The 23,028-nt window shown below is 52.2% G+C and carries 17 protein-coding genes, 1 tRNA gene and 3 rRNA genes; 17 read left to right on the top strand and 4 right to left on the bottom strand.

Annotated features, from left to right (window positions below; genetic code table 11):
• Nucleotides 1–86 precede the first annotated feature (86 nt).
• The 6 genes from rbsD to rbsR all read left to right on the top strand — a co-directional run bounded on the left by rbsD (nt 87) and on the right by rbsR (nt 5,883).
• The gene (gene rbsD / locus AC6I8X_RS20055; protein ID WP_313684311.1) at nt 87–506 is read left to right on the top strand and encodes a D-ribose pyranase; all 420 of its coding nucleotides are present in this window, start codon (nt 87–89) and stop codon (nt 504–506) included.
• 7 nt (nt 507–513) lie between these two features.
• Nucleotides 514–2,022, top strand: a complete 1,509-nt coding sequence (rbsA, locus tag AC6I8X_RS20050) for a ribose ABC transporter ATP-binding protein RbsA (protein ID WP_313684313.1) — start codon at nt 514–516, stop codon at nt 2,020–2,022.
• Nucleotides 2,019–2,990 (top strand): ribose ABC transporter permease, encoded by a 972-nt coding sequence (rbsC, locus tag AC6I8X_RS20045; protein WP_299455783.1) that lies wholly within the window; start codon nt 2,019–2,021, stop codon nt 2,988–2,990. The genes rbsA and rbsC overlap by 4 nt, the downstream gene beginning before the upstream one ends.
• A gap of 26 nt (nt 2,991–3,016) precedes the next feature.
• Nucleotides 3,017–3,892 carry a ribose ABC transporter substrate-binding protein RbsB gene (gene rbsB, locus AC6I8X_RS20040; protein WP_313684315.1) on the top strand — a complete coding sequence of 292 codons (876 nt, stop codon included), beginning with the start codon at nt 3,017–3,019 and terminating at the stop codon, nt 3,890–3,892.
• A gap of 64 nt (nt 3,893–3,956) precedes the next feature.
• A complete protein-coding gene (gene rbsK / locus AC6I8X_RS20035) occupies nt 3,957–4,886 on the top strand; it encodes a ribokinase (protein ID WP_313684317.1) in 930 nt (309 codons plus the stop codon).
• A 4-nt stretch (nt 4,887–4,890) separates the two neighbouring features.
• Nucleotides 4,891–5,883, top strand: a complete 993-nt coding sequence (gene rbsR / locus AC6I8X_RS20030) for a ribose operon transcriptional repressor RbsR (RefSeq protein WP_409521686.1) — start codon at nt 4,891–4,893, stop codon at nt 5,881–5,883.
• On the opposite strand, the gene mdtD is transcribed toward rbsR, so the two are convergent.
• On the bottom strand, nt 5,880–7,283 hold the full coding sequence (gene mdtD, locus AC6I8X_RS20025; protein WP_299455789.1) for a multidrug transporter subunit MdtD: 1,404 nt from the start codon (nt 7,281–7,283) through the stop codon (nt 5,880–5,882). The genes rbsR and mdtD overlap by 4 nt on opposite strands.
• Before the next feature lie 528 nt (nt 7,284–7,811).
• On the opposite strand from mdtD, the gene AC6I8X_RS20020 reads away from it, so the two are divergent.
• From AC6I8X_RS20020 to rrf, 4 genes are all read left to right on the top strand, one after another.
• Nucleotides 7,812–9,353 (top strand): 16S ribosomal RNA (locus AC6I8X_RS20020).
• Between the two features lie 89 nt (nt 9,354–9,442).
• Nucleotides 9,443–9,517 (top strand) — tRNA-Glu (locus AC6I8X_RS20015).
• A 216-nt stretch (nt 9,518–9,733) separates the two neighbouring features.
• Nucleotides 9,734–12,638: ribosomal RNA gene (locus AC6I8X_RS20010) — 23S ribosomal RNA — on the top strand.
• Nucleotides 12,639–12,744: 106 nt separating this feature from the next.
• Nucleotides 12,745–12,860, top strand: a 5S ribosomal RNA gene (gene rrf / locus AC6I8X_RS20005).
• Together the 16S, 23S and 5S rRNA genes with 1 tRNA gene alongside form the textbook arrangement of a ribosomal RNA operon.
• A gap of 70 nt (nt 12,861–12,930) precedes the next feature.
• Here the strand turns inward: rrf and mobB are convergent.
• Together mobB and mobA are read right to left on the bottom strand one after the other, a co-directional pair.
• Complete coding sequence (mobB, locus tag AC6I8X_RS20000; protein ID WP_497840346.1) at nt 12,931–13,440, bottom strand: molybdopterin-guanine dinucleotide biosynthesis protein MobB; 510 nt, start codon at nt 13,438–13,440, stop codon at nt 12,931–12,933.
• On the bottom strand, nt 13,437–14,012 hold the full coding sequence (mobA, locus tag AC6I8X_RS19995) for a molybdenum cofactor guanylyltransferase MobA (RefSeq protein WP_416410910.1): 576 nt from the start codon (nt 14,010–14,012) through the stop codon (nt 13,437–13,439). The genes mobB and mobA overlap by 4 nt, the downstream gene beginning before the upstream one ends.
• Before the next feature lie 71 nt (nt 14,013–14,083).
• Here mobA and AC6I8X_RS19990 point away from each other — a divergent pair, with 71 nt between their 5' ends.
• From AC6I8X_RS19990 to spfP, 5 genes are all read left to right on the top strand, one after another.
• Nucleotides 14,084–14,359 (top strand): YihD family protein, encoded by a 276-nt coding sequence (locus AC6I8X_RS19990; RefSeq protein WP_021186428.1) that lies wholly within the window; start codon nt 14,084–14,086, stop codon nt 14,357–14,359.
• Between the two features lie 45 nt (nt 14,360–14,404).
• Complete coding sequence (locus AC6I8X_RS19985) at nt 14,405–15,391, top strand: serine/threonine protein kinase (RefSeq protein WP_313687519.1); 987 nt, start codon at nt 14,405–14,407, stop codon at nt 15,389–15,391.
• A 26-nt stretch (nt 15,392–15,417) separates the two neighbouring features.
• Nucleotides 15,418–16,047 (top strand): thiol:disulfide interchange protein DsbA, encoded by a 630-nt coding sequence (dsbA, locus tag AC6I8X_RS19980; RefSeq protein ID WP_299456295.1) that lies wholly within the window; start codon nt 15,418–15,420, stop codon nt 16,045–16,047.
• Between the two features lie 369 nt (nt 16,048–16,416).
• A complete protein-coding gene (gene polA / locus AC6I8X_RS19975) occupies nt 16,417–19,203 on the top strand; it encodes a DNA polymerase I (protein WP_497840345.1) in 2,787 nt (928 codons plus the stop codon).
• 276 nt (nt 19,204–19,479) lie between these two features.
• Nucleotides 19,480–19,527 (top strand): small protein SpfP, encoded by a 48-nt coding sequence (spfP, locus tag AC6I8X_RS19970; protein ID WP_071892919.1) that lies wholly within the window; start codon nt 19,480–19,482, stop codon nt 19,525–19,527.
• A gap of 84 nt (nt 19,528–19,611) precedes the next feature.
• On the opposite strand, the gene yihA is transcribed toward spfP, so the two are convergent.
• Nucleotides 19,612–20,253, bottom strand: a complete 642-nt coding sequence (gene yihA, locus AC6I8X_RS19965; protein ID WP_299456299.1) for a ribosome biogenesis GTP-binding protein YihA/YsxC — start codon at nt 20,251–20,253, stop codon at nt 19,612–19,614.
• Between the two features lie 620 nt (nt 20,254–20,873).
• On the opposite strand from yihA, the gene yihI reads away from it, so the two are divergent.
• A complete protein-coding gene (gene yihI / locus AC6I8X_RS19960; RefSeq protein ID WP_416410914.1) occupies nt 20,874–21,392 on the top strand; it encodes a Der GTPase-activating protein YihI in 519 nt (172 codons plus the stop codon).
• 236 nt (nt 21,393–21,628) lie between these two features.
• Nucleotides 21,629–23,002 (top strand): oxygen-independent coproporphyrinogen III oxidase, encoded by a 1,374-nt coding sequence (gene hemN, locus AC6I8X_RS19955; protein WP_497840344.1) that lies wholly within the window; start codon nt 21,629–21,631, stop codon nt 23,000–23,002.
• Nucleotides 23,003–23,028 lie beyond the last annotated feature (26 nt).

Here is a 23,028-nt window from a genome sequence, read left to right as displayed (position 1 = left end):
TCACATTTCCGTGATGTCGCCATTGAGTTGCGATGTACATTTTATACACTCCGGTCAGCGAAACGTTTCGCTGTGGAGTGGATTAAATGAAGAAAGGTCGCTTATTAAACGCTGAAATCTCTCATGTGATTGCCCGTCTGGGACACACGGATACGCTGACGATTGCTGATGCGGGTTTACCCATTCCGCTCGGGCCGCAACGTATCGATCTGGCGCTGACGCCGGGTACGCCCGAGTTTTTACAGGTTGTTGAGGTGGTAACAGAAGAGATGCAGGTCGAAAGCGCTCTGATGGCGGAAGAGATTAAGCAACACAATCCGCAGCTCCACAGTGCACTGCTCGCCGTGCTCGAAGCCTTGCAACAGCACCAGGGAAATATCATTGCCGTTAGTTACATCAGTCATGAACAGTTCAAACAACAGACTCAGCGTAGTCAGGCGGTCATTCGCAGCGGAGAGTGTTCTCCGTATGCGAATGTCATCCTGAGCGCGGGCGTTACCTTCTGAGGTCGTTATGCAACCGTTATTGCAACTCAAAGGGATTGAAAAGTCATTTCCCGGTGTGAAAGCCCTGAAGGGTGCATCGCTGTCGGTCATGCCAGGGCGTGTCATGGCGCTGGTCGGGGAAAACGGTGCCGGTAAATCCACCATGATGAAGGTGTTGACGGGTATCTACAGCATGGATGCGGGATCGCTACAGTGGCTGGGCCAGGAAACCACTTTCTCCGGGCCGAAAGCGTCACAGGAAGCTGGCATCGGCATTATTCACCAGGAACTGAATTTGATCCCGCAACTGACGGTCGCGGAGAACATCTTCCTTGGGCGTGAATTCGTTAACCGTTTTGGGCGCATCGAGTGGAAAAAGATGTATGCCGAAGCGGATACGCTGCTGCAACGCCTCAACCTGCGTTTCAACAGCCATAAGCTGGTGGGTGATTTGTCGATTGGCGACCAACAGATGGTTGAGATCGCTAAGGTACTCAGCTTCCAGTCACGAGTGATCATTATGGATGAACCGACAGATGCGCTGACCGATACCGAAACGCTGTCGCTATTCCGCGTCATTAATGAACTGAAGGCGCAGGGTTGCGGCATTGTCTATATCTCCCACCGTATGAAAGAAATTTTCGAGATTTGCGATGACGTCACGGTGTTCCGTGATGGTCAGTTTATTGCCGAACGTACGGTCAGCGAACTCAGCGAAGATAGCCTGATTGAGATGATGGTGGGTCGTAAGCTGGAAGATCAATATCCACATCTCGACCAGACGCCAGGCGCAGTACGTTTGCAGGTGGAAAACCTGAGTGGCCCAGGGGTGCATGAAGTCAGCTTCACCCTGCGCAAAGGGGAAATCCTCGGCGTTTCTGGTCTGATGGGTGCGGGCCGTACCGAATTGATGAAGCTGCTATACGGCGCACTGCCACGTAGCGGCGGCAAAGTCACGCTGGATGGCCGTGAAGTCGTGACGCGCGCACCGCAGGATGGCCTGGCGAATGGCATCGTTTATATCTCTGAAGATCGTAAACGCGATGGCCTGGTGTTGGGCATGTCGGTGAAAGAAAACATGTCGCTGACCGCATTGCGCTATTTCAGCCGTGGCAACGGTAGCCTGAAGCACGCTGAAGAACAGCTGGCGGTGGGCGATTTTATCCGCCTGTTCAACGTCAAAACCCCTTCAATGGAGCAGCCGATTGGCCTGCTTTCCGGGGGGAATCAGCAAAAAGTGGCGATTGCCCGTGGGCTGATGACGCGACCGAATGTGCTGATCCTTGATGAGCCGACGCGTGGCGTTGATGTGGGTGCCAAAAAAGAAATCTATCAGTTAATCAACCAGTTTAAAGCCGATGGGCTGAGCATCATCCTGGTATCGTCCGAAATGCCGGAAGTGCTGGGCATGAGTGACCGCATTCTGGTGATGCATGAAGGCCATCTGAGTGGCGAATTTACCCGTGAGCAGGCTACCCAGGAATCCCTGATGGCGGCGGCAGTCGGTAAGCAACACAGCGAGGAGTTAGTTGTATGAGTACCCAAACCTTACCCGCCAGCCGTCGCTGGTTCAGCAAAGCCTGGCTGCTGGAGCAGAAATCGCTGATCGCGCTGATTGTGCTGATTGCCGTGGTTGCCAGCCTCAGCCCGAATTTCTTTACCGTCGCCAACCTGTTCAACATTCTGCAGCAGACTTCAGTGAACGCCATCATGGCGGTGGGGATGACGTTGGTGATCCTGACGTCCGGCATTGATCTTTCGGTTGGCTCGCTGCTGGCGCTGACCGGTGCGGTTGCTGCCTCGATCGTCGGCCACGAAGTGAATGCGCTGGTGGCAGTCGTTGCGGCGCTGGCGCTTGGCGCGGTGATCGGCGGGGTTACCGGCACCATTGTGGCACGCGGCAAAGTGCAGGCATTTATCGCCACGCTGGTGATGATGTTGCTGTTGCGCGGCGTCACCATGGTTTACACCGATGGCAGCCCAATCAATACCGGCTTTAGTGACAACGCCGATTTGTTTGGCTGGTTCGGCATTGGTCGCCCGCTGGGTATTCCGACGCCAGTATGGCTGATGGCGGTGGTATTCGGGCTTGCCTGGTACATGCTGCACCACACACGCCTGGGTCGTTATATCTATGCGTTGGGCGGCAACGAAGCGGCAACGCGTTTGTCCGGGATTAACGTTAACCGCGTCAAAATCATCGTTTATTCACTGTGCGGCATGCTGGCTGCGCTGGCGGGTACCATCGAGGTGGCGCGCCTGTCATCAGCACAGCCAACTGCGGGTACTGGTTATGAACTGGATGCGATCGCCGCTGTTGTTCTGGGCGGAACCAGCCTGGCGGGCGGTAAAGGTCGCATTATGGGGACGCTGATCGGGGCACTGATCCTCGGCTTCCTCAACAATGGACTCAATCTGTTGGGTGTCTCCTCTTACTACCAAATGATTGTTAAAGCAGTCGTCATTCTGCTGGCAGTGCTGGTGGATAACAAAAGCAGTAAATAACTCTGACCTTCACACAGGATTCATTAATGAAAAAGTTAACCGCATTGGCCGTCATTCTTGGCGCCACTCTGAGTGCCAGCGCGATGGCGAAGGATACTATCGCTCTGGTGGTTTCGACGCTGAACAACCCATTCTTTGTTGCGCTGAAAGATGGCGCACAGAAAGAAGCTGACAAGCTGGGTTATAACCTGGTGGTGCTGGATTCGCAGAATAACCCGGCGAAAGAGCTGGCGAACGTGCAGGATCTCACCGTGCGCGGCACCAAGCTGATGCTGATCAACCCAACCGATTCTGACGCCGTGGGCAATGCCGTGAAGATGGCCAACCAGGCGAACATCCCGGTGATTACCCTCGACCGCGTGGCGTCACAGGGTACGGTGGTGAGCCATGTGGCATCTGACAACCGCTTTGGCGGCAAAATGGCGGGTGACTTTATTGCGAAGAAACTGGGTGATGGCGCGAAAATCATCGAATTGCAGGGTATTGCCGGTACTTCAGCGGCGCGTGAGCGTGGTGATGGCTTCAAACAGGCTGCCGATGCACATAAATTCAATATCCTCGCCAGCCAGCCGGCTGATTTTGACCGTACCAAAGGTCTGAACGTGATGCAGAACCTGCTGCAGGCGCATCCGGATGTGCAGGCGGTGTTCGCACAGAACGATGAAATGGCACTGGGCGCACTGCGTGCACTGCAGACCGCCGGTAAAACCGACGTGGTGGTGGTGGGCTTTGACGGCACCGCAGACGGTGTGAAAGCCGTTGAAGCGGGCAAACTGACCGCCACTGTCGCACAGATGCCTGATAAGATTGGTATCATCGGCGTAGAGACTGCGGATAAAGTATTGAAAGGTGAAAAAGTGCAGTCGATCAATCCGGTCGATCTGAAACTGGTTACCAAATAACACGCGAAGAAAAGCAGGGCAACGCGCCACCGTTGGGTGGCGCACTCTTGATGGATCACTCCCTATGAGCAAAAGCGCAAAACTGGCCGTACTCGGCAGCATCAATGCCGATCACATCCTCAATCTCGCCCACTTCCCACGTCCGGGCGAAACGGTGATCGGGAAACAGTATCAGGTTGCCTTTGGCGGTAAAGGGGCTAATCAGGCGGTAGCGGCCGGACGAGCCGGTGCCGATATCGCCTTTATTGCCTGCGTTGGTGCAGATGACATTGGCGAACGCATTCGTCAGCAGCTGCAGCAGGACCGTATCGATACCGCTCCGGTAGAAACCGTGGCGGAAGAAGCCACCGGTGTGGCAATGATCTTCGTAAATGGCGAAGGTGAAAATAATATCGGCATTTATTCTGGTGCCAACGCAGCATTAACGCCGGCCTGCGTGACGCGTCATCAACAGGTTATCGCAGACGCGGACGCGTTGTTGATGCAACTGGAATCCCCACTGGAAAGCGTGCTGGCAGCGGCGAAAATTGCCAAAGCGCAGCAGACGCAGGTGATACTCAATCCAGCTCCGGCGACGCAGCTTTCCGATGAACTGCTGGCGTTGATCGATATCATCACCCCAAATGAAACCGAAGCCGAGATTCTGACCGGCATCGCGGTAAAAAGTGATGAAGATGCCGCACGTGCCGCCGCAGCGTTGCATGCCAAAGGTATTCAAACCGTGTTGATTACGCTGGGACGCCGCGGTGTCTGGCTGAGTGAGCAGGGCGATGGTGTGCGCATTCCGGGCTTCAGCGTGCAGGCTGTAGATACCATCGCTGCTGGCGATACCTTTAACGGTGCTTTTATTACTGCCCGTCTCGAAGGTGTTGCGATACATGATGCGGTACGTTTTGCCCATGCGGCAGCGGCGATAGCCGTTACCCGTCCTGGTGCGCAGCCCTCGGTACCCTGGCGTACTGAGATTGATGCCTTCCTGCAACAACAGGGATAAGCGCTTGGCTACCATGAAAGATGTCGCCCGCCTGGCGGGCGTCTCAACCTCCACCGTTTCGCATGTCATTAATAACAATCGCTTTGTCAGCGAGCAGGTGCGCGAAAAGGTGGAGCAGGCCATTCGCACGCTTAATTACGCTCCCTCCGCGCTGGCGCGCAGCCTCAAAATCAATCAGACACGCACCATTGGTATGTTATTGACGGCCAGCAGCAACCCCTTCTATTCAGAAGTGGTGCGCGGTGTGGAGAATAGCTGCTATGAGCGGGGCTATAGTCTGATTCTGTGCAATACCGAAGGGGATGAGGAGCGCATGAATCGCAGCCTGGAAACGCTGTTGCAGAAGCGCGTTGATGGCCTGCTGATCATGTGTACCGAAACTCATCTGCCGTCGGCAGATATCCTGAATCGTTATCCGTCGATTCCGATGGTGATGATGGACTGGGCACCCTTTGAAGGACGTGGCGACATTATTCAGGATAACGCGCTGTTAGGCGGTGAGCTGGCGACGCAGCATCTGATCGATCGTGGTTATCGCCGTATCGCCTGCATTGCCGGTCCGCAGGATAAAACACCGGCGCGGCTGCGTCTGGATGGCTTCCATAAAGCCATGTCTGGCAGCGGATTGCCGGTATTGCCGGGGTATGTGGTTGACAGTGATTTTGAGTTTCAGGGTGGTTTTAATGCTATGAACCAGCTGCTGACCCTGGACCCACTGCCGGAGGCGGTATTTACCAGCAACGATGCGATGGCGGTTGGCGTTTATCACGCGCTGTTCCAGGCCGGGTTGCGTGTGCCGCAGGATATCGCTGTGATGGGATACGATAACATTGAACTGTCACGTTATCTGACGCCGCCGCTGAGTACCATCCATCAACCGAAAGATGAGTTGGGTGAACTGGCGATCGACACGCTGATTCATCGTATGAGCGATCCCGACGCCAGTCAGCAAACGCTGGTCCTGACGCCGGAGCTGGTGGAGCGAGGTTCGGTTTAAACGCCTTTCTTCTTTTTATCGCGGTTGGTGATTAAATGACGGCCATCGCCATTGCGTAGCCACATAAAGGTAAAGGCGGCCAGCACGGTGATCACTCCCATGGTAAGAAAGGTGGCGTGGAAATGCTGCACCGTGGTGCCGCCAAATTCCTGATAAAAGCGCAACACCGCTGCACTTACCGCGACACCAAAACTGATCGACAACTGCTGCGTTACTGCCAGCACGCTATTACCGCCACTGGCATTCTCATCATTCAAATCGGCCAGAGTGATGGTGTTCATGGCGGTGAATTGTGTCGACATTGCCATCCCCAGCACGAATAACGCCAGCAGCAGCATTGCCACACTTCCACCTGGTGATTGCAGTGAAAAGCTGGCGATCAAAATACCGATAATCACCGAAATGCCGACCAGCGTGTGGCGGTAACCAAAGCGACGCAACACCTGGGTGACGGTGGATTTCGCCAGTAATGAGCCGATAGCGGTTGGCCCCATCATGCAACCGGCAATAATCGCTGGATAACCAAATCCAACCTGTAGCATCAGTGGCATCAGGAACGGAATACAACCGGTACCCAGACGTGAAGCGATATTGCCAATGATGCCGATGGAAAACGTGCGGGTTTTAAACATCGGCAGGCTGATCAGCGGTGCCGGATGGTGACGCGCATGAACAATATATAGAAGAAGCAATAACACACCGGCAAACAACACCCCGGTTGCCTGCCACGGCGACACAATACGTTCACCAAACAGTTCGATACCGATAGAGATCAGTACCAGGCCTACGCCGAACAACACAAAACCACCAAAGTCGAAGCGGCGTTTCGGTGTGGTGAAATCCGGCATGTATTTTCGGGCATAAAAGATACCGAGCAGACCGATGGGAATGTTAATCAGGAAGATCCAATGCCAGCTGGCATAGGTAACCAGTAAGCCGCCCAGCATTGGCCCGAGAATTGGTCCAACCAGGCCGGGCATGGTAACAAAGTTGAGGACTGGCAACAGTTCACTGCGCGGATAGGCACGTAACAGCGCCAGTCGTGCGACCGGCATCATCATCGCCCCGCCAATCCCCTGAACCACCCGCGAGAATACCAGCATGCCCAGGCTGCCTGATAAGGCGCAGGCCAATGACCCCAACGTGAATAATGAAACCGCCAGGATAAATATTTTGCGCGTGCCGAAGCGATCGGCCAGCCAGCCACTGACGGGAATCAGCATTGCGACAGTTAATGTGTAGCTAATGACGGCAGATTGCATGGCAAGTGGGGAACGTTCAAGACTGGTTGCGATGGCAGGAAGCGCGGTGTTGAGGATGGTGGCATCAAGCGATTGCATGAAAAATGCCATAGCGGCGATCCAGGGCAACCCGGCCATACTGCGCGCGGAGCGAATCATTTAAAGTCCTTCTTTAATAAAATTCTGTTTGCAGCAGGGGAAAACTGCGATTGGACAAACAGGATAGCACCGCCATTAAACAGCATTACGATGATTTGTGCCGCGCAGGGGGCTGTTTAGGGTGTTTCTTCATCGCAAAATGTCTTCTTTTTACTCGTTCGACTAAAAAAGTAGCGCTCAGTCAATTTTTTGCAATAAACGCTTGTCACTCAGAATTATCTCCCTATAATGCGCCTCCACTGACACGGCAAAGCGGCAACGCAGACGGTCAGCGAGGGACGAAGTGATTCATCCCGCCAGAGAAAATCACTGAAAAAAGTGATTGACTCTGAAGGAGGAAAGCGTAATATACGCCACCTCGCGACAGACGGTTAACCCGCTGCTCGCACTGCTCTTTAACAATTTATCAGACAATCTGTGTGGGCACTCGCAGGATTGATATCAAAAGTCTACGGACTTAAAAAATATCAAGTCTCAAGAGTGAACACGTAATTCATTACGAAGTTTAATTCTTAGAGCATCAAACTTAAATTGAAGAGTTTGATCATGGCTCAGATTGAACGCTGGCGGCAGGCCTAACACATGCAAGTCGAACGGTAGCACAGAGGAGCTTGCTCCTTGGGTGACGAGTGGCGGACGGGTGAGTAATGTCTGGGGATCTGCCCGATGGAGGGGGATAACTACTGGAAACGGTAGCTAATACCGCATAACGTCGCAAGACCAAAGTGGGGGACCTTCGGGCCTCACACCATCGGATGAACCCAGATGGGATTAGCTAGTAGGTGGGGTAACGGCTCACCTAGGCGACGATCCCTAGCTGGTCTGAGAGGATGACCAGCCACACTGGAACTGAGACACGGTCCAGACTCCTACGGGAGGCAGCAGTGGGGAATATTGCACAATGGGCGCAAGCCTGATGCAGCCATGCCGCGTGTATGAAGAAGGCCTTCGGGTTGTAAAGTACTTTCAGCGGGGAGGAAGGCGGTGAAGTTAATAGCTTCATCGATTGACGTTACCCGCAGAAGAAGCACCGGCTAACTCCGTGCCAGCAGCCGCGGTAATACGGAGGGTGCAAGCGTTAATCGGAATTACTGGGCGTAAAGCGCACGCAGGCGGTCTGTCAAGTCGGATGTGAAATCCCCGGGCTTAACCTGGGAACTGCATTCGAAACTGGCAGGCTAGAGTCTCGTAGAGGGGGGTAGAATTCCAGGTGTAGCGGTGAAATGCGTAGAGATCTGGAGGAATACCGGTGGCGAAGGCGGCCCCCTGGACGAAGACTGACGCTCAGGTGCGAAAGCGTGGGGAGCAAACAGGATTAGATACCCTGGTAGTCCACGCCGTAAACGATGTCGACTTGGAGGTTGTGCCCTTGAGGCGTGGCTTCCGGAGCTAACGCGTTAAGTCGACCGCCTGGGGAGTACGGCCGCAAGGTTAAAACTCAAATGAATTGACGGGGGCCCGCACAAGCGGTGGAGCATGTGGTTTAATTCGATGCAACGCGAAGAACCTTACCTGGCCTTGACATCCACGGAATTCGGCAGAGATGCCTTAGTGCCTTCGGGAACCGTGAGACAGGTGCTGCATGGCTGTCGTCAGCTCGTGTTGTGAAATGTTGGGTTAAGTCCCGCAACGAGCGCAACCCTTATCCTTTGTTGCCAGCGATTCGGTCGGGAACTCAAAGGAGACTGCCGGTGATAAACCGGAGGAAGGTGGGGATGACGTCAAGTCATCATGGCCCTTACGGCCAGGGCTACACACGTGCTACAATGGCGCATACAAAGAGAAGCGACCTCGCGAGAGCAAGCGGACCTCATAAAGTGCGTCGTAGTCCGGATTGGAGTCTGCAACTCGACTCCATGAAGTCGGAATCGCTAGTAATCGTAGATCAGAATGCTACGGTGAATACGTTCCCGGGCCTTGTACACACCGCCCGTCACACCATGGGAGTGGGTTGCAAAAGAAGTAGGTAGCTTAACCTTCGGGAGGGCGCTTACCACTTTGTGATTCATGACTGGGGTGAAGTCGTAACAAGGTAACCGTAGGGGAACCTGCGGTTGGATCACCTCCTTACCTGAAGATACCTTCCTTCGAAGTGCTCACACAGATTGTCTGATAGAAAAGTAATGAGCAAGACGGCTGCGAAGTCGTGACACATTCGTGTCCCCTTCGTCTAGCGGTTAGGACTCCGCCCTTTCACGGCGGCAACAGGGGTTCGAATCCCCTAGGGGACGCCACTTGCTTGGTGACAGGTGAAAGGTGTCGCTGCTCAGTATCTCAAAACTGACTTACGAGTCACGTTTGAGATATTTGCTCTTTAACAATCCGGAACAAGCTGAAAATTTGAAACGACGCGTTGTTTCATTTCTCCGTAATAAGAAATGAAAGCGACGCGTTCGAGTCTCTCAAAAGCTTACGATTCATAAGCGTTGCAAAACGCCTGTGGGTTGTGAGGTTAAGCGACTAAGCGTACACGGTGGATGCCCTGGCAGTCAGAGGCGATGAAGGACGTGCTAATCTGCGAAAAGCGCCGGCAAGGTGATATGAACCGCAACAGCCGGCGATGTCCGAATGGGGAAACCCAGTGCACTTGTGCACTATCGTTAACTGAATACATAGGTTAACGAGGCGAACCGGGGGAACTGAAACATCTAAGTACCCCGAGGAAAAGAAATCAACCGAGATTCCCCCAGTAGCGGCGAGCGAACGGGGAACAGCCCAGGACCTGAATCAGTTTGTGTGTTAGTGGAAGCGTCTGGAAAGTCGCGCGATACAGGGTGACAGCCCCGTACACGAAAATGCACAGATTGTGAGTCCGACGAGTAGGGCGGGACACGTGGTATCCTGTCTGAATATGGGGGGACCATCCTCCAAGGCTAAATACTCCTGACTGACCGATAGTGAACCAGTACCGTGAGGGAAAGGCGAAAAGAACCCCGGCGAGGGGAGTGAAACAGAACCTGAAACCGTGTACGTACAAGCAGTGGGAGCATCCTTCGGGGTGTGACTGCGTACCTTTTGTATAATGGGTCAGCGACTTATATTCTGTAGCAAGGTTAACCGTATAGGGGAGCCGAAGGGAAACCGAGTCTTAATTGGGCGTTAAGTTGCAGGGTATAGACCCGAAACCCGGTGATCTAGCCATGGGCAGGTTGAAGGTTGGGTAACACTAACTGGAGGACCGAACCGACTAATGTTGAAAAATTAGCGGATGACCTGTGGCTGGGGGTGAAAGGCCAATCAAACCGGGAGATAGCTGGTTCTCCCCGAAAGCTATTTAGGTAGCGCCTCGTGAATTCATCTCCGGGGGTAGAGCACTGTTTCGGCTAGGGGGCCATCCCGGCTTACCAACCCGATGCAAACTGCGAATACCGGAGAATGTTATCACGGGAGACACACGGCGGGTGCTAACGTCCGTCGTGAAGAGGGAAACAACCCAGACCGCCAGCTAAGGTCCCAAAGTCATGGTTAAGTGGGAAACGATGTGGGAAGGCACAGACAGCCAGGATGTTGGCTTAGAAGCAGCCATCATTTAAAGAAAGCGTAATAGCTCACTGGTCGAGTCGGCCTGCGCGGAAGATGTAACGGGGCTAAACCATGCACCGAAGCTGCGGCAGCGACGCTTAGGCGTTGTTGGGTAGGGGAGCGTTCTGTAAGCCGCTGAAGGTGGACTGTGAGGTCTGCTGGAGGTATCAGAAGTGCGAATGCTGACATAAGTAACGATAAAGCGGGTGAAAAGCCCGCTCGCCGGAAGACCAAGGGTTCCTGTCCAACGTTAATCGGGGCAGGGTGAGTCGACCCCTAAGGCGAGGCTGAAAAGCGTAGTCGATGGGAAACAGGTTAATATTCCTGTACTTGGTGTTACTGCGAAGGGGGGACGGAGAAGGCTAGGTTATCCGGGCGACGGTTGTCCCGGTTTAAGCGTGTAGGTGTGAAGACCAGGCAAATCCGGTTTTCTTTAACACTGAGGCGTGATGACGAGCCACTATGGTGGTGAAGTAACTGATGCCCTGCTTCCAGGAAAAGCCTCTAAGCTCCAGGTAACACGAAATCGTACCCCAAACCGACACAGGTGGTCAGGTAGAGAATACCAAGGCGCTTGAGAGAACTCGGGTGAAGGAACTAGGCAAAATGGTGCCGTAACTTCGGGAGAAGGCACGCTGGCATTAGGTGAAGGGACTTGCTCCCGGAGCTGAAGCCAGTCGAAGATACCAGCTGGCTGCAACTGTTTATTAAAAACACAGCACTGTGCAAACACGAAAGTGGACGTATACGGTGTGACGCCTGCCCGGTGCCGGAAGGTTAATTGATGGGGTTATCCGTAAGGAGAAGCTCTTGATCGAAGCCCCGGTAAACGGCGGCCGTAACTATAACGGTCCTAAGGTAGCGAAATTCCTTGTCGGGTAAGTTCCGACCTGCACGAATGGCGTAATGATGGCCAGGCTGTCTCCACCCGAGACTCAGTGAAATTGAAATCGCTGTGAAGATGCAGTGTACCCGCGGCAAGACGGAAAGACCCCGTGAACCTTTACTATAGCTTGACACTGAACATTGAGCCTTGATGTGTAGGATAGGTGGGAGGCTTTGAAGCGTGGACGCCAGTCTGCGTGGAGCCGACCTTGAAATACCACCCTTTAATGTTTGATGTTCTAACGTAGGCCCGTAATCCGGGCTGCGGACAGTGTCTGGTGGGTAGTTTGACTGGGGCGGTCTCCTCCCAAAGCGTAACGGAGGAGCACGAAGGTTGGCTAATCCTGGTCGGACATCAGGAGGTTAGTGCAATGGCATAAGCCAGCTTGACTGCGAGAGTGACGGCTCGAGCAGGTGCGAAAGCAGGTCATAGTGATCCGGTGGTTCTGAATGGAAGGGCCATCGCTCAACGGATAAAAGGTACTCCGGGGATAACAGGCTGATACCGCCCAAGAGTTCATATCGACGGCGGTGTTTGGCACCTCGATGTCGGCTCATCACATCCTGGGGCTGAAGTAGGTCCCAAGGGTACGGCTGTTCGCCGTTTAAAGTGGTACGCGAGCTGGGTTTAGAACGTCGTGAGACAGTTCGGTCCCTATCTGCCGTGGGCGCTGGAGAATTGAGGGGGGTTGCTCCTAGTACGAGAGGACCGGAGTGAACGCACCACTGGTGTTCGGGTTGTCATGCCAATGGCATTGCCCGGTAGCTAAGTGCGGAAAAGATAAGTGCTGAAAGCATCTAAGCACGAAACTTGCCCCGAGATGAGTTCTCCCTGACTCCTTGAGGGTCCTGAAGGGACGTTGAAGACGACGACGTTGATAGGCCGGATGTGTAAGTGCAGCGATGCATTGAGCTAACCGGTACTAATGACCCGTGAGGCTTAACCTTACAACGCCAGAGGCGTTTTGGTTGAAAGACCAGAGAAGATTTTCAGCATTGTTCGAACGGATTGATTCGTGCGGCCTGCGAGGGCGGTGCGGATAAACAGAATTTGCCTGGCGGCTGTAGCGCGGTGGTCCCACCTGACCCCATGCCGAACTCAGAAGTGAAACGCCGTAGCGCCGATGGTAGTGTGGGGTCTCCCCATGCGAGAGTAGGGAACTGCCAGGCATCAATCAAGTAAAAAAGCCCTGAACGAAAGTTCAGGGCTTTTTTACGTCTGAAAATCAGAAAAAGATCATTAATTACGCTGCGAAATAAGCCATTGGCCAATGAATTCAGCAATTTGTTCTGGATGATTAATATCCAGAGAGGTTATCGGAAGTTCCAGATCAGCATCACTTGCCACCGCGATGACATGTTCATCAAGTAAATCCTCCATCTTGCCTTTAATACCTGCTCGCCAAAGTACGATCTTTGCAATTGGCTCATCTTTAAAACCCTCAACCAGTACCAAATCCAGCATCGATTTATCCATACGCGATGCCAGTTGTTCCAGGTTTAACGGCTCATCAGGTGTCTCGCACATCAAAGCCCAGCGTTGATTGCTGGCAACGATCACCTGATCGGCACCCGCTTTTCGCAGCAAATAACTATCTTTTCCCGGCGTATCGATATCCATATGATGATGTGTGTGCTTAATCAGGCCTGGACGAATCCCCTGAGCTTTCAGTAAGGGAATGACTTTCTCTAACAACGTGGTTTTACCTGTTCCGCTCCAGGCGGCGATTGCCAGCAAAGGTATCGTCATGATGACATCTCCTCATCCCGCAGGTCGTCAGGTGTATTGATATTACGAAACGCAGATTCAGGATCTGCAAAGGTCACGGCATGTCCGCCATTTTCCTGCAAAAACCGCATCAGACGGCGTTCTCCGCTTAACAGGCTGGCTTCGAGATTATCCGCTAAACAACGATTCACCAAAGCCAGTGCTGGATGATCGCGCAGAGAGGATTTGACCCACACCGCTGATGCATCGGCTTTTTGTTGCCATAGACGTGCGACGAAATCGTCAGGGATCCATGGGGTGTCACAGGCACAGAATGCAACCCACTCGGTTTTGCTGTGGCGTAAGCCGCTTAGAATACCTGCCAGTGGGCCGGGATAATCCGCCAGTGAATCGGTAACAATCTGACAACCGCTTGCCTGATAACGATCAATGTTACGATTGGCACTTATCAACACAATATTGACCTGCGGCCGAAAACGGCGCAGAACGTGTTGATAAAGGGGCTCACCCCGAAGAAGCATCAATCCTTTATCCTCACCACCCATACGGCGTCCCTGGCCGCCAGCCAGAATCACGCCGGTTAATGCTGTCATTTTCGTCTCCTTACTCATAGTGGACGATACTTACAGGTCGGCAGCCCAACACCTGCATAAAGGAATGAATGATGAAATACCACCGTCTCAACGAACTGCTCGAACTCCTGCAACCAGCCTGGCAGAAAGAGTCTGATCTTAACCTGTTGGCATTTTTACAAAAACTGGCACAGGAATCAGGTTTCAGTGGCCCATTAAGTGAATTAACTGACGACATATTGATTTACCATCTCAAAATGCGTGATGCAGGCAGCGATGCTGAGATTCCCGGGCTGAAAAAGGATTATGAAGTGGACTTCAAAACCGCGCTATTACGCGCACGCGGTGTGATTAAGGATGATGAGTAGTGCTATCCTTGCGCATTAAAGCAAAGGTAACACACAGGCCAAATGATGAGCGAAGCAGCCTTTAATTTCCAGACACTGAATCCCGATGTCATCCTTGATGCACTTTGGGAAACAGGTCTGCGCGTCGAATCTGGCTTAACCGCCCTTAATAGCTACGAAAACCGTGTCTATCAATTCAGTGATGATGAAAAGCGTCGCTATGTGGTGAAGTTTTATCGCCCACAGCGCTGGAGTGCAGGTCAGATTTTGGAAGAACATCAGTTTACCCATGATCTACTGGCCGATGAAGTGCCTGTTGCTGCACCTCTGGAACTGCTGGGAAGTACGCTGAACAGCCATGCAGGATTTATGTTTGCCGTATTTCCCAGTCTGGGTGGTCGGCAGTATGAAACCGATAATGAAGAACAGATGGAGTGGGTTGGCCGTTTTCTGGGGCGAATCCATCAAACAGGCCGTCAGCAGCATTTTGCGCAACGGCCGACTATTGGTCTGGATGAGTATATCGTGCAGCCGCGTCAGCAGTTGGAGCAAAGCATGCTGGTACCGAATGCATGTAAAGCTCCGTTGCTGGCTGCTGTAGATAAGCTGTATCACACGCTGCAGCAGCGATGGAATACGCAATGGCAACCACTGCGTTTACACGGTGACTGCCATCCCGGCAATATTCTGTGGCGTGATGGACCGATGTTTGTCGATCTTGATGATGCTCGTACCGGACCTGCAATCCAGGACCTGTGGATGTTGGTGAATGGTGATCTTCAGGAACAACGTATTCAGTGGGATATTTTGCTGGAGGCTTACAATGAATTCAGTGACTTCGATTTACATGAATTGTCACTGATTGAGCCTTTACGCGCGATGCGCATGGTTTATTATTTAGCCTGGGTCGTGCGTCGCTGGCAGGATCCAGCTTTTCCACGAGCCTTTCCGTGGATGACCGATGAGGATTTTTGGCGTCGGCAAATTGTACTTTTTACCGAGCAGGAAAAGCTGTTAAACGAACCGCCGTTGCAGCTTAGCCCGCAATATTAATGAAGCAGTCAGGAGAATTTTTCACGATGAAAAAGATTTGGTTCGCGCTGGTAGGTTTAATGCTGGCATTTAGCGCCTCAGCGGCACAATTTACCGACGGCAAACAGTACGTCACGCTGCCGAAACCTGTCGCCGGTGAACCGCAGGTAATGGAGTTTTTCTCCTTCTTCTGTCCCCATTGCTACCAGTTTGAACGTATTTACCACGTTAGCGATGCGGTGAAAAAGAATCTGCCTGCGAATACTAAAGTGACCAAATATCACGTTGATTTCCTTGGTGGTGATTTCGGTCCGGTGGTGACGCACGCATGGGCGGTGGCGATGGCGCTGGGTGTTGAAGATAAAGTTTCAGCGCCAATTTTCGATGGTATTCAGAAAACGCAGACCGTGACCGATGCGGCCAGCCTGAAAGATACTTTTATCAAAGCGGCAGGAATTTCTTCTGAAGATTACGATGCAGCATGGAACAGCTTTGCAGTAAAAGCGCTGGTTGCTCAGCAGGAGAAAGCGGCATCTGATGTAAATCTGCAGGGTGTGCCAGCGATGTTTATTAATGGCAAATATATGGTCAACAACGGCGGTCTCGACACCAGCTCGATGGATAACTTTGTTGCCGATTACGCCAATGTCGTAAAATTCCTGGTGGAAAAAAACTAATTTAGCCAGCAAATCAACGCCGACTTAGTCGGCGTTTTTTATTATCGGACTCGCCTTTATATCCCTTCTTACTGTTAACCTTGTGGTTAATATCCACATCGATGATCATCTTTTTAAAAAGATGCCCCGCATCACGGAAAGTCAGTAACCTATTGAAAAATTTATTTTTTTATAAGGTAAACGATTGCGAATAACGGAAATAACAATACGTTATGAAATTTACGCACAAAGTTATCCACAATACGATCCTTGCGATCCCTGCTGCGTTTTGAGTAAAAAACACCACTTCGACTGGTGCAAATTCAACATTCGCCTCAGGTTATGGCATCCTTATACACCTCTTAATCGCAACGAAGAAAAATCAAACTTATGGCGCACATTGCAGAAAATCCCCTGATTCTGGTAGACGGATCATCCTATCTCTACCGTGCATATCATGCCTTTCCGCCTCTGACCAATAGCGCAGGTGAGCCAACTGGCGCAATGTACGGTGTGCTCAACATGCTGAAAAGCCTGTTGATGCAGTATCAACCCAGCCACGTTGCCGTGGTCTTCGATGCGAAAGGAAAAACATTCCGCGATGAGTTATTCGAGAACTACAAATCTCATCGTCCTCCCATGCCAGATGACCTGCGTGCGCAAATTGAGCCATTACATGAAATGGTCAAGGCGATGGGATTACCGCTGCTGGCGGTTTCTGGCGTTGAAGCCGATGACGTCATTGGCACGCTGGCACAGGAAGCTGAAAAGCAGGGGCGCGCGGTATTGATCAGTACCGGCGACAAAGATATGGCCCAGCTGGTTACGCCGGGTATCACCCTGATTAACACCATGACCAATACGGTCCTGGGACCAGAAGAAGTTGAACAGAAATACGGCGTACCACCTTCCCTGATTATCGACTTCCTTGCCATGATGGGCGATAGCTCGGATAACATTCCCGGCGTACCGGGGGTGGGGGAAAAGACGGCACAGGCACTGTTGCAGGGGTTGGGGGGCATGCAAACCATCTATGACAACCTGGAAAAAGTTGCCGATCTGTCATTCCGCGGAGCCAAAACCATGGCGACCAAGCTGGAACAGAACCGCGATGTAGCATTTCTTTCCTATCAACTGGCAACCATCAAAACTGATGTTGAACTGGAACTTACCTGTGAACAGCTAACGGTAAACGAGCCGGATGTCTCGGTACTGCAAACGCTGTTTGGTCGTTACGAATTTAAACGCTGGTTGGTTGATCTGCAGGAAGGGAAATGGCTACAGGGCAAAAAGAACAACACACAGGCTCAGCAGGGATTACCGGATGAACCGGCGGCTAAAGCTGAGACCGTGAGTGTCTTGTCGTCCGATGGTTACGTCACCATCCTTGATGAAGGCACCTTTGCCAGCTGGCTGGAAAAGCTGCAAAAAAGCGACGTGTTTGCTTTTGATCTGGAAACGGATTCACTGGATACCCTGAGCGCCAACATTGTGGGACTCGCTTTTGCCGTGGCCCCGGGTGAAGCAGCTTATCTGCCGGTGGCGCATGATTATCTCGATGCACCTGATCAACTGGATCGCGCAACGGTGCTGGCACAATTAAAACCGTTGCTGGAAGACAGTAAGGCGCTAAAGGTCGGGCAAAATCTCAAATACGATCGTGGTGTACTGAAGAACTACGATATCGAACTGAACGGGATTAAATTCGACACTATGCTGGAGTCGTATTGCCTGAACAGTGTTGCCGGTAAGCATGATATGGATAGCCTGGCAGCACGCTGGTTAAACCATAAAACCGTGACCTTTGAAGAAATTGCCGGGAAAGGTAAAAACCAGCTGACGTTTAACCAGGTCGCGATCGAGCAGGCGGGGCATTATGCTGCGGAAGATGCGGATGTGACCCTGCAGTTACACCTGAAAATGTGGCCTGAGCTGGAGAAAGAAGCCGGACCGAAAAAAATCTTCGAAGAGATTGAGATGCCGCTGCTGAAGGTCATTTCCCGGGTAGAACGTAACGGTGTGCTCATCGATCAAAATATCCTGGCGAAACACTCCCAGGAGCTGACCACGCGTCTGGCGGAACTGGAGCTGCAAGCGCACGAGCTGGCGGGTGAGCCGTTTAACCTTTCCTCTACTAAGCAGCTGCAAACCATTCTGTTTGAAAAACAGGGTATTAAGCCCACTAAGAAAACCCCAGGCGGAGCGCCATCGACCAGTGAAGAGGTGCTGGCAGAGCTGGCGCTGGACTACCCACTGCCAAAAGTGATTCTGGAACATCGTGGTTTGTCGAAGCTGAAATCGACGTATACCGACAAGCTACCGCTGATGATCAACCCTGTCACTGGCCGCGTGCATACCTCTTATCATCAGGCGGTAACGGCGACAGGTCGCCTGTCTTCCACCGATCCTAACCTGCAAAATATCCCGGTGCGCAATGATGAAGGGCGTCGTATCCGTCAGGCATTTATTGCCGGGCCGGACAAACGCATTGTCGCTGCCGACTATTCACAGATTGAGCTGCGTATTATGGCGCATCTGTCGCAGGATAAAGGATTGCTGGATGCCTTCGCTCAGGGTGAGGACATTCACCGTGCAACGGCATCAGAAGTGTTTGGCGTGGCGCTTGGCAAGGTATCTGGTGAGCAGCGCCGCAGCGCCAAGGCGATCAACTTTGGCTTAATCTACGGGATGAGCGCGTTTGGCCTGTCACGTCAGTTGAATATCGGCGCGGGTGAAGCGAAAAAGTATATGGATCTCTACTTTGAGCGTTATCCGGGCGTACTGCGTTATATGGAAGAGACGCGTGAGCAGGCGGCAGAAAAAGGCTATGTCGAGACTCTGGATGGCCGACGCTTATGGCTGCCGGATATCAAATCCGGCAATGCTATCCGTCGTAAAGCTGCGGAACGTGCGGCCATCAACGCCCCCATGCAGGGGACAGCTGCAGACATCATTAAGCGTGCAATGATCGCCGTGGATGGCTGGTTATTACAGCAAAACGATGACACGGTAAAAATGATCATGCAGGTACACGATGAACTCGTCTTTGAGATCCATCAGGATGCAGTGGATGCTGCCTGCGAAAAAATACGTCAGTTGATGGAAAGCAGTATGAAGCTGGCTGTACCGCTCCAGGTTGAGGTAGGGATCGGCGATAACTGGGACCAGGCACACTAAGTTTTACCCCGTAAGCGGTGCAATGCCGCTTACGACAATGTCATAAGAAAAAAGTTTACTTAATCGGTTCAGCAACGTGCAAAAGCGGCCTGTAAAATGCGCGTTTTGTAACTACCTAACGGCTAAGCATTTTTTTGGTAATTAAACTACATTGGGTACGCAATTTTGTGACGAACCTGGTAAAAATGATGTCGATTCCTGAAACTAAACAACAAAAAACCCTTTGTTGGTCAGGAAAAATCAGGTAAAGTTTCTCGCGTAGGGTACAGAGGTAAGATGTTCTATCTTTCAGACCTTTTACTTCACGTAATCGGATTTGGCTGAATATTAGCCGCCCCAGTCATTTATGACTGGGGCGTTTTTTATTGGGCTTTATCTGAAAAAGCGGGTGGTTAACCCGCAAACATGTTATGCCGTGATGTCGTCGCCTTCACCTTCCTGTGCAGGTTCCAGTTCGTTAAACCAGCTGTCCAGTTTATCGCGCAGTTTATCGACGCCCAGTTTCTTCAGCGAAGAGAACATCTCCACCTGCACATCGCCCTGAAAGGCCAGTGACGCCTCACGCACCATATTAAGCTGTGCTTTACGCGCGCCAGAAGCCAGTTTGTCGGCTTTGGTCAGCAGTAGCATAACCGGGATCTCGCTCTGGACCGCCCATTCCACCATTTGCTGGTCGAGATCTTTTAACGGATGGCGGATATCCATCAGTACCACCAATCCTTTCAGCGCCTGGCGTTTTTGCAAATATTCACCCAAGGCACGCTGCCATTTACGCTTCATCTCTTCCGGCACTTCGGCGTAACCGTAGCCCGGTAAGTCCACCAGACGTTTGCCCTCCGTCACCTCAAACAGGTTAATGAGCTGGGTGCGCCCCGGCGTTTTACTGGTACGGGCCAGGCTTTTCTGATTGGTGAGGGTATTCAGTGCGCTGGATTTGCCTGCATTCGAGCGACCGGCAAAAGCCACTTCAATGCCGCTATCTGCGGGTAAGTGGCGAATATCCGGGGCACTGAGAATAAAATGGGTAACGTGATAATTCAAAGCAGACAAAGTAAAACTCCGGCAAAGTGATTCAGGCAATTGGGCAGAGTATACCTGTTATGGCGCAAAAGTGCCCGATGGTGTCTTAACGCGCCATTTTGTAAGAGATGTGTGATTAGTGCTGCCAGTCATTACCGCTTCCCTTTACCGCAGCGTAATTTTTTACTTATAAATTCAATTAATTAACAATACCTCTGCCATTTCCTCTATAAATTAGAGAAGAGTCTTACTTGTTCATTTTACCGAGTAGTCTACATTTGGTGTCAGTGCAAGGTAGCACCCATCAGGATGATGTGCTCAGGAGTGTCGGGGGTGACGAGGAGCAGGCAGGAAGCGATTCAGGGAGAAATCGGAAAAGGACAGGGAGTTTCGCAGGAGCGATTTGGCGAGGGAGCAACCGGGACGTTGTGAGCCATAATGGATTTATCTCGTGTTTCCTTCATATGAAGGTGCGAAATAAGGCGACAGCATAGGCTGTCGCCTTTTTTCTTTGTCTGCTTTCTGCTAGATTTCGCCGCAATTCTATACCTTAAATCATTCGGGCTGCGGTAAGGCGAAAAGCGCACTTAGCTCACCAGCCCGTAATGTGGCGGGTATATACTGATTAAAAATTGCCGAGACCCAACACCATGAAGCAACCTGCACAACCAACACGCGGCAAACCCGCCGCTAAAGCGAAGCGTAAATCGCGTGAAGATTTGAATACCGAAGCGCGTGACCGCAAACGTGATAAAAAGCATCGCGGCCATGTTGCTGGTAGCCGTGCAAATCCGGAAAAACAGACCACGGGTAGTGGTCAGGCGAAAAAATCTCAGGATCCGCGTCTTGGCAGCAAGAAGCCAGTGGCCTTAGTGGCCGATGGGCAAACATCGGTTGTGAAAAAACCAGCACCTAAGCCGAAAGCGGAAAAAGTCCGTCTTACCCCGCAGGAAGAACTGGCGAAGCTGGAAAATGATGAGCGTCTCGACACGCTGCTGGATCGTCTGGAAAGCGGCGAGACCCTGAGCGGTGAAGAGCAGGCCTGGCTGGACGAAACGCTGGACCGCATTGATGAGCTGATGGAAACGCTTGGCATTGCGCTTGATGATGATGCTGAAGACGATGAGCAGGCAGAAGAAGATATGATGCGCCTGCTGAAGGGCAAATAAGCCTCATTTTGATCGGCATGCGTATTCACGCATGCCACGCAAAACAGGTATTCACCGATGTTTTGGCCTGGATCAATTTTAGCGCTGCTGCTGGCATGTTATCTCATCAGCTTATTGTTTAAACTACGCCGCCTGTCGCGTCTGAAGTCGCGTTTACATCGGGTTTCTGTGCGTCACCCTGTTCACTCTTCTGCTTCGCGGCCCGCCTTCAGACGACGTCACCGTAAGGAGTGAGCATGTCATCGCAGCAGATTGAGTGGGATCAGCGGCTGATTGAAAAATACAATTACGCCGGTCCGCGCTATACCTCCTATCCTACCGCGCTGGAATTTAGTGAAAATTTTAGCGAAGCCGATTTTCAGCAGGCGGTGACGCGCTATCCTGATCGACCGCTCTCACTGTATGTTCATATCCCGTTTTGCCATCGCCTGTGCTACTTCTGTGGCTGCAATAAAATCGTGACGCGCCAGCTACATAAAGCTGATCGCTACCTTGATGTGCTGGAGCAGGAAATTAAGCAGCGTGCGCCGCTGTTTACGGGCCGTAGCGTCACCCAGCTGCACTGGGGGGGCGGTACGCCGACCTTCCTTAATCAGCAGCAGGTAAGCCGGCTGGTGGGCTTGTTACGCAGCCATTTTACGCTGGCTGATGACGTGGAGATGTCGATCGAGGTCGATCCGCGAGAAATTGAGCTGGAGATGATCGATCATCTACGCTCGCTGGGTTTCAACCGTCTCAGCATGGGCGTACAGGATTTCAATAAAGCGGTACAGGAGAAGGTCAATCGCGTGCAGGATGAGGCGATGATCTTCGCGTTGGTACAACGTGCGCGTGACCAGGGTTTTCGCTCGGTCAGCATCGATCTGATCTACGGTTTGCCGCTGCAAACGCCCGAAAGCTTTGCTTTTACTCTGCAACGTGTCATTGCCCTCAACCCCGACCGCCTTAGCGTGTTTAATTATGCGCATCTGCCCGCGCTGTTCGCGGCGCAACGAAAAATCAAAGAAGACGAACTGCCCAGCGCAGCGCAGAAACTGGAAATTTTACAGCAGACCATCGCTACCCTGACTGGCGAAGGTTATCAGTTTATCGGTATGGACCACTTTGCGCGTCCGGACGACGAACTGGCGGTGGCCCAGCGAGCGGGCGAGTTGCACCGCAATTTTCAGGGCTATACCACCCAGGGTGACACGGATTTGCTGGGGCTTGGTGTGTCGGCGATTAGCATGATCGGTGACAGCTACGCCCAGAATCATAAAGATCTCAACACCTGGTATAGCAGTGTTGAGACAAGGGGTAATGCGCTGTGGCGCGGTCTGACTCTGAGTGAAGATGATTGCCTGCGTCGCGATGTGATCAAGGCGCTGATTTGCAATTTCGCACTCGACTATGCCGCTGTTGAGGCTCAGTGGCCAATCGTGTTTAAGCGCTATTTCGCCGAAGACCTGGGGTTACTGGCACCGCTGGTGGCTGATGGTTTGCTGGAGCAGCATGAAGGGGGCTTACGGGTTACCGGCATAGGCCGCCTGCTGATCCGCAATATTTGCATGTGCTTTGATGTGTATCTGCGGCAGAAGGCGCGTCAGCAGCAATTTTCACGCGTGATATAAAATAACAAAGGGAGCAAATGCTCCCT

Source organism: Pantoea sp. X-Soil-TKNS-1280, from assembly GCF_059730475.1.
This window is presented reverse-complemented; position numbering and strand designations above follow the sequence as displayed.

Excerpts from the sequence above, each read along its gene's own strand:
- rbsD (WP_313684311.1), top strand. The coding sequence starts at position 87 with ATGAAGAAAGGTCGCTTATTAAACGCTGAAATCTCTCATGTGATTGCC.
- rbsA (WP_313684313.1), top strand. The coding sequence starts at position 514 with ATGCAACCGTTATTGCAACTCAAAGGGATTGAAAAGTCATTTCCCGGT.
- rbsC (WP_299455783.1), top strand. The coding sequence starts at position 2,019 with ATGAGTACCCAAACCTTACCCGCCAGCCGTCGCTGGTTCAGCAAAGCC.
- rbsB (WP_313684315.1), top strand. The coding sequence starts at position 3,017 with ATGAAAAAGTTAACCGCATTGGCCGTCATTCTTGGCGCCACTCTGAGT.
- rbsK (WP_313684317.1), top strand. The coding sequence starts at position 3,957 with ATGAGCAAAAGCGCAAAACTGGCCGTACTCGGCAGCATCAATGCCGAT.
- mdtD (WP_299455789.1), bottom strand. The coding sequence starts at position 7,283 with ATGATTCGCTCCGCGCGCAGTATGGCCGGGTTGCCCTGGATCGCCGCT.
- mobB (WP_497840346.1), bottom strand. The coding sequence starts at position 13,440 with ATGACGATACCTTTGCTGGCAATCGCCGCCTGGAGCGGAACAGGTAAA.
- mobA (WP_416410910.1), bottom strand. The coding sequence starts at position 14,012 with ATGACAGCATTAACCGGCGTGATTCTGGCTGGCGGCCAGGGACGCCGT.
- AC6I8X_RS19990 (WP_021186428.1), top strand. The coding sequence starts at position 14,084 with ATGAAATACCACCGTCTCAACGAACTGCTCGAACTCCTGCAACCAGCC.
- AC6I8X_RS19985 (WP_313687519.1), top strand. The coding sequence starts at position 14,405 with ATGAGCGAAGCAGCCTTTAATTTCCAGACACTGAATCCCGATGTCATC.
- dsbA (WP_299456295.1), top strand. The coding sequence starts at position 15,418 with ATGAAAAAGATTTGGTTCGCGCTGGTAGGTTTAATGCTGGCATTTAGC.
- polA (WP_497840345.1), top strand. The coding sequence starts at position 16,417 with ATGGCGCACATTGCAGAAAATCCCCTGATTCTGGTAGACGGATCATCC.
- yihI (WP_416410914.1), top strand. The coding sequence starts at position 20,874 with ATGAAGCAACCTGCACAACCAACACGCGGCAAACCCGCCGCTAAAGCG.
- hemN (WP_497840344.1), top strand. The coding sequence starts at position 21,629 with ATGTCATCGCAGCAGATTGAGTGGGATCAGCGGCTGATTGAAAAATAC.